Origin of the sequence: Micromonospora sp. NPDC023888 (assembly GCF_040639415.1) — a bacterium.
Taxonomy (GTDB): Bacteria; Actinomycetota; Actinomycetes; order Mycobacteriales; family Micromonosporaceae; genus Micromonospora.
Genome location: NZ_JBEZZW010000048.1, coordinates 49,051 through 56,281 on the forward strand (window position 1 = coordinate 49,051; position 7,231 = coordinate 56,281).

2 protein-coding genes are annotated in these 7,231 nt (G+C 70.0%); both read left to right on the top strand.

All coding sequences use genetic code 11. The features are described from left to right. Nucleotides 1-136 precede the first annotated feature (136 nt). The gene (locus tag AB0F61_RS30315) at nt 137-1,219 is read left to right on the top strand and encodes a glycoside hydrolase family 19 protein (protein WP_357816678.1); all 1,083 of its coding nucleotides are present in this window, start codon (nt 137-139) and stop codon (nt 1,217-1,219) included. Nucleotides 1,220-1,531: 312 nt separating this feature from the next. Next, nucleotides 1,532-7,147: a GH92 family glycosyl hydrolase gene (locus tag AB0F61_RS30320; RefSeq protein WP_357816681.1), complete on the top strand. Its 5,616-nt coding sequence runs from the start codon at nt 1,532-1,534 to the stop codon at nt 7,145-7,147. Nucleotides 7,148-7,231: the final 84 nt, after the last annotated feature.

Here is a 7,231-nt window from a genome sequence, read left to right on the forward strand (position 1 = left end):
TCGGAACTATCGGCGGTGAGGTCAGGCCGTCCCGACCATCAATAGTAAAGCTTGTGAACAGAAGGTGTTACAGTCACCTCCATCAATGACCGTCTCGGGTCGCCGGCCCGGGATGTCCCAGGAATGGAGTGATCACATGGCACGACTGCGCGCGCTTGTCGCGCTGGCGGCACTGATCGTCGCCGGTGGACTGGTCGCGGTCATCCCGTCGACAGCCGCGTCGGCGGCGGCCTGCTCCGCGTCGTGGCAGGCCTCGGCCGTCTACTGGGGAGATGCCCAGGTGTCGCACAACGGCCGTAACTACCGGGCGAAGTGGTGGACCCAGAACGAGGCGCCGCCGGGCACGACCGGGGTCTGGGAGGACCTCGGGGCGTGCGGGGGAGGCAGCACGCCGCCGACCACGGGAAGCTGCGACCACCCGAACTGGGCGGCCGGGACCTGGTACACCGCCGGGGCGATCGTGCGGTACACGAACGGGCTGTACTACGTCGCCGAGCACGACAATCCCGGCTACGACCCGGTCGTCAGCACCTGGTACTGGGAGCCGTACACCTGTGGTGGTGGTCAACCACCCACCAGTCAGCCGCCCACCAACCCCGGCGGCTTCGTGGTGACCGAAGCCCAGTTCAACCAGATGTTCCCCGGCCGCAACTCCTTCTACACGTACTCCGGGCTCGTCGCCGCCCTCAGCGCCTACCCGGCGTTCGCGAGGACCGGCAACGCCACCGTCCAGCGCCAGGAAGCCGCGGCCTTCCTGGCGAACGTGTACCACGAGACCGGCGGCCTGGTGCACGTCGTCGAGCAGAACACGGCGAACTACCCGCACTACTGCGACCCCGGCCAGCCCTACGGCTGTCCCGCCGGGCAGGCCGCCTACTACGGGCGGGGGCCGATCCAGCTCAGTTGGAACTTCAACTACAACGCCGCCGGGATCGCCCTCCAGTTGCCACTGCTGACCAACCCGTGGCTGGTGCAGAACGATGCGGCGGTGGCCTGGAAGACCGGTATCTGGTACTGGATGACCCAGAATGGACCGGGCACCATGACCGCGCACAACGCGATGGTCACCGGGGCCGGGTTCGGCCAGACGATCCGCAGCATCAACGGCTCGATCGAGTGCAACGGGGGAAACCCCGCCCAGGTGCAGAGCCGGGTCACCAGATACCAGCAGTTCGTCGGCATTCTCGGCGTGCCCGCCGGGGCCAATCTCTCCTGCTGACCCGCGATCCGGGCCTCGACGCACGTGACCGCGTGACGTCGAGGCCCGGCGGGCGGTCGACAGTGGTGCGGCGGCGAAGTGTCCGACGCCCGTCGGCGCGTGGAGGGGCAGTGCCAGCCTGGGCGCCGGTTTCGCGGTGATCAACCCGTTGACAGGGCCGTGGTCTGCCCGGAACTATCAGCGGCAGTCCACCGCCCCGCCCGTCGTTGTTCACCACCTCGTATGACAACGATGTCACAGGGCCTGACCCGGTCCACTCTGCCCAGACCTTCGACGTACTCGGCTGGTTCGAGTCGAAAGGCACCGTCCCTCATGTCGCAAACCCCCCATGCGCGTCATCCGTCCCCCCGCCTGCTCGCCGCGACCACAGCCGCCCTGCTCCCGCTGGGACTGCTCGTCGCCGCGCCCCTGGCCAACGCCGCAGCCGCACCGGCGACCCCGGGCAACTTCGGCTCCTCGTTCGAAGCAGCCGACCCGCAACCCGCCGCCAGCACCGTCGAGGTCGGTACGAACGGAAAGCCGATCCAGGCGAACCTGAGCGGTAAGGTCACCACGCTGCCCGGCAGCCTGCTCGGCCAGGTCAGCGCCGTGACCGCGAGCGCGGAACACCTGCCGAACGAGATCGCCGCGAGCCTCACGGACGACGACCCGTCGACCAAGTGGCTCATGTTCGAGTCGAGCGGCTGGGTGACCTACCAGCTCGCCAAGCCGGCGACGGTGGTGCGTTACTCGCTGACCGCCGCCAACGACGCGCCCAGCCGGGACCCCAGGGACTTCGTGGTGCAGGGGTCGAACGACGGCAACAGCTGGACCGACCTGGACAAGCGCGTCGGCGAGAAGTTCAGCGGGCGCTTCGCCACCAACACGTACAGCTTCACCAACACGAACGCCTACGGCTTCTACCGGCTCAACGTCACAGCGAACTCCGGTGACTCGCTCGTGCAGCTCGCCGACTGGAACATCAGCGACGGCTCGGACGCCCGCCCGCCGGCCACGCCCATGGTCAGCGAGGCCACCGCCGGCCCGAACGGCGGCTACACCACCAAGCCGGACGCCGGGTTCACCGGACTGGCCGCGCTGCGCTACGCGGGCGGGGCCGAGGGTGACGGCCGCTCGTACGCGAGCAACAAACTGTTCGACGTCACCATCCCGGTCGGACCGAAGACCCGGCTGTCGTACAAGCTCTTCCCGGAGTTCACCGGCGGGGACGCCAGGTACCCGTCCACCTACGCCGCCGTCGACCTGCACTTCACCGACGGCAGCTACCTCAGCGGGCGCTCACCCGTCGACCAGCACGGCTACCCGCTCACCGCCGCCGGCCAGGGCGCGTCCAAGGTGCTCTACGCCGACCAGTGGAACCTGGTGCAGGCCGACCTCGGCACCGTCGCCCGGGGCAAGACGATCGACCGCATCCTGCTCGCGTACGACAACCCGCAGGCCACCGGGTCGACCCGGTTCCAGGGTTGGCTCGACGACATCGAGCTGACCGCCGTACCGGCGTCGATCGACGGCTCGACGCTCACCAACTACGTCGACACCCGGCGTGGCACCAACTCGACGGGCGGTTTCTCGCGCGGCAACAACCTGCCGATCACCGCCGTGCCCAACGGTTTCAACTTCTTCACCCCGGTGACCGACGCGACCTCCGACTCCTGGGAGTACGAGTACCACCGGATCAACAACGAGGCCAACCTGCCGATGCTCCAGGGCCTCGCGATCTCCCACGAGCCCAGCCCGTGGATGGGTGACCGCAACCAGATGTCGGTCATGCCGGTCGTCGGCGGCGGGCCGCTCACCGGTGAGCCCGCCAGCCGTGCGCTCGCCTTCAGCCACGACGACGAGACGGCGCAACCGGACCTCTACCGGGTCACGTTGCAGAACGGCCTGGTCGCGGAGATGTCGCCCACCGACCACGCCGGCATCATGCGGTTCACCTTCCCCGCCGGGCAGCCGACCGGAAGCCTCGTCTTCCACAACGGCACGTTCACCATCGGTGCCGACGGCGCGTTCACCGGTTGGGTCGACAACGGAGGCGGCCTGTCCGCCGGGCGGAGCCGGATGTTCGTCTCCGGAGCCGTCGACCGGGCGCCGACGGCATCCACCGCCACCTCCGCCACCGTCGACATCTCCGCGTCGCGGGAGGTGACGATGCGCCTCGCCACGTCGTTCCTCTCCGTCGACCAGGCGCGCCGCAACCTCGACCTGGAGGTCACCGGCAGGAGCTTCGACCAGGTCCACGCCGCCGCGACGGCCGCGTGGAAGGACCGGCTCGGCCGGGTCGAGGTACGCGGTGCCACCGAGGCGCAGTTGGTCACCATGTACTCGAACCTGTACCGGCTGAACCTCTACCCGAACTCGCAGTCGGAGAACACCGGCACCGCCGCCGCGCCGCGCTGGCAGTACGCGAGCCCGGTGTCGGCGCCCACCGGCGCGTCGACCCCCACCCGGACCGGCGCGAAGATCGTCGACGGGCAGATCTACGTCAACAACGGCTTCTGGGACACCTACCGCACCGTGTGGCCCGCCTACGCGCTGCTCTACCCGGACGTCGCGGCCAGGATCTCCGACGGGTTCGTCCAGCACTACCGCGACGGCGGCTGGATCGCCCGCTGGTCGTCCCCCGGTTACGCCGACCTGATGACCGGCACCAGCGCGAACGTCGCCCTGGCCCAGGCGTACCTCACCGGGGTGAAGCTGCCCGACCCGCTCGCGGCCTACGACGCGGCGGTCAAGGACGCGACCGTCGCGTCCGGTCGCAGCGCGGTCGGACGCAAGGGCATCGAAAGTTCCCTGTTCCTCGGCTACACGCCGACGTCCACCGGGGAGTCGGTGTCCTGGGCGCTGGAGGGATACATCAACGACTTCGGCATCGGCAACATGGGTGCGGCTCTCGCCAAGGACCCGGCGACGCCGAAGTCCGAGCGTGCCCGGCTCACCGAGGAGTCGCGCTACTTCCTGGAGCGCGCCCGCAACTACGTCCACCTGTTCGACCCGAAGACGAAGCTCTTCCAGGGCCGCGACGCCGCGGGCACCTTCCTCGCCGGTGACCCGCTGGACTGGGGTGGCGTCTACACCGAGACCAACGGGTGGAACTTCGCGTTCACCGCACAGCAGGACGGCCAGGGCCTCGCCAACCTGTACGGCGGGCAGAAGGCGCTGCGGGACAAGCTCGACGCGTTCTTCACCACCCCGGAGAACGCCGACCGCCCCGGTGGATACGGCAGCGTCATCCACGAGATGTTGGAGGCCCGCGCGGTGCGGATGGGTCAGCTCGGCATGAGCAACCAGCCGTCGCACCACATCCCGTACATGTACAACGTGGCCGGCGCGCCGGCGAAGACCCAGGCGACGGTCCGGGAGATCCTGCGTCGCCTCTACGTGGGCAGCGAGATCGGCCAGGGCTACCTGGGCGACGAGGACAACGGCGAGATGTCGTCGTGGTACATCCTCAGCTCGTTGGGCATCTACCCGTTGCAGGCCGGGTCGTCGCAGTGGGCCATCGGTTCACCGCAGTTCACCAGGATGACAGTGCGACGCAGCACGGGCGACATCGTCGTCAACGCGCCGAGCAACAGCAACCGCAACGTCTACGTGCAGGACGTGAAGGTCAACGGCAAGAAGCAGCGCGGCCTGTCCCTGGACGTGGCCGCGCTCGCCAAGGGCGGCACCATCGACTTCCAGATGGGCCCCAACCCGTCGTCGTGGGGCAGCGGGCGCAACGACGCGCCACCGTCGCTGACCAAGGGCAACGAGGCGCCGAAGCCGTTGCAGGACACCACCGGCCCCGGTCTCGGCACCGCGAGCGCGACAGGCGGTCAGGACGCGGCGGTGCTGTTCGACGACTCGTCCACCACCCAGCTCACCTTCACCTCGGCGACCCCGCAGATCACCTGGGAATTCCGTGGTGCCAAGCAGAAGCCGACGTACTACACGGTCACGTCCGGGGCCGGTGCGGGCGATCCGGCCGACTGGCGACTACAGGGCTCCAACGACGGCATCACCTGGACCACTGTGGACTCCCGCCGGGACCAGGCGTTCCGCTGGCGCAACCAGACCCGCCCGTACGAGATCGACAGGCCGGGACGCTTCGCGCAGTTCCGGCTCGCCGTGTCGAGGACGGTCGGCGCCCCGCAGACCAACCTCGCCGAGATCGAGTTGCTCGCCGGGGGTGATCTGGAAATCGGTGGCGGTGACATCACGGTGACCGCCGCCGACAGCGTGCACGCGACGTCCGGCGTACCGGTCTCGGTGCCGCTGGCCACCGTCACCGGCGGCGACGCCGCCGGCTACCAGGCCACGATCGACTGGGGTGACGGCACGCCCGTCACCGAGGGCACCGTGACGCTGAACTCGCGGGCCGTCTACCGCATCGGTGGGTCGCACACCTACGCCACACCGGGCTACCACCAGGCCACCGTCACGGTCAGCGACGGCGTGAGTCAGAGCTCCGCGACGGTCGGCGTCGACGTGGGGTACGTCCCGACTTCCGGCCTGGCCGCCGCGTTCGACAGCGTCTGTGTCGGCGACGAGGGGGTCCTCGCGGCGGACTGCGACGCGAAGTCGTGGGCGTACTCGCGGGCCGCCCTGGCGGCGGGCGGCGCGACCCAGGGCCAGCGGCAGCAGGTCCCCGGGACCGCGTTGCGGTTCACCCTGCCGACGATTCCGGCCGGTCAGCCGGACAACGCCACGGGTAACGGTGCGACGGTCGTGCTCGACCTGCCCGACGACGCGAAGAGCATCTCGTTCATCGGCGCCGGAACGCAGGGCAACCAGAGCACCACCGGCACGGCGACGTTCAGCGACGGCAGCACGGCCAGCATCCCGATCCAGTTCAGCGACTGGACGCTGGGCGGCAACGCCAGCGGCACCCCGTCCTACGGCAACATCATCGTCGCGAAGACGGCGTACCGGTTGCAGGGCACGAGCCGCGACGCCGCCCAGCCGTTCCTGTTCGCCACCACGCCCTACCAGATCCCGGCGGGCAAGAGGTTGGTGTCGGTGACCCTGCCGACGCAGACCGGCGACCCCCGCTCGGCCGGCCGGATCCACGTGTTCGCCGTTGCCGACGACGGCACGCCGGCCCCCGCGCTGGCAACCGTCGCCCCGAAGGACCAGACGGCCACCGCCGGCCAGGCCCTCGCGGCGACGCTCGGTACGGTGACCGGCGGCGTTCCGGGCACGACCGGTTACCGGGCCCGCGTCCAGTGGGGTGACGGCACGGCTCCGGACGACGTCACCATCGGTGCGTCAGGTGCGATGAGCGGCCAGCACACCTACGCGCGGGAGGGCACCTACCCGGTGCGCGTCACCGTGTGGGACAGCCTGTCGAGCAGGACCGAGTCGTTCACCGTGACGGTTGGTCGGAGCGGATCGCAGCCGGCGATCGCGCTGTCCGCGTCCGGCACCGTCACCACCGGTGGCGCGATCACCGTCGACGGCAGCGGCTTCGCCGCCGGCGAGCAGGTGACCGTCCGCGTCGGCACCGACCCGGGACGGACCATGAAGGTCGCGGCCTCCGCGACGGGCACGGTCCGCGCCTCGGTGCCGACCTCCGGCGACGCGCAACCCGGCCGGTACGCGGTCACCGCGACGGGCGCGTCCTCGCGTACGCCGGCCACGGCCACCGTCCAGGTGAGCGGGCCGGCCGAGGCGCCGACCTACCAGCCGCGGGTGGCGCTGACGACCAGGTCGGGGCCGCGCGGCACGTCGATCACCGTCGACGGTTCCGGGTTCGTGCCGAACGAGATGGTCACCGTCACCTTCGGGAACGACCTCGCGGTCAGCACCGTGCGCGCGAATGGTGACGGTGTCCTCTCCGGCGCGACGGTGAGCGTTCCGGGTGCGGCGAAGGCGGGCGCGACAAGCGTCACGCTGCGCGGTGCCCGGTCGGCGACGAAGGTCTCCCGACCGTTCACGGTCACCGGCTAGGGAACAGTGCAGCCGCGTGGGGCGGGCCGTGATCACGGCCCGCCCCACGCCGTCACCCAAAGAAAAACTAACGGGCGGTGGGAG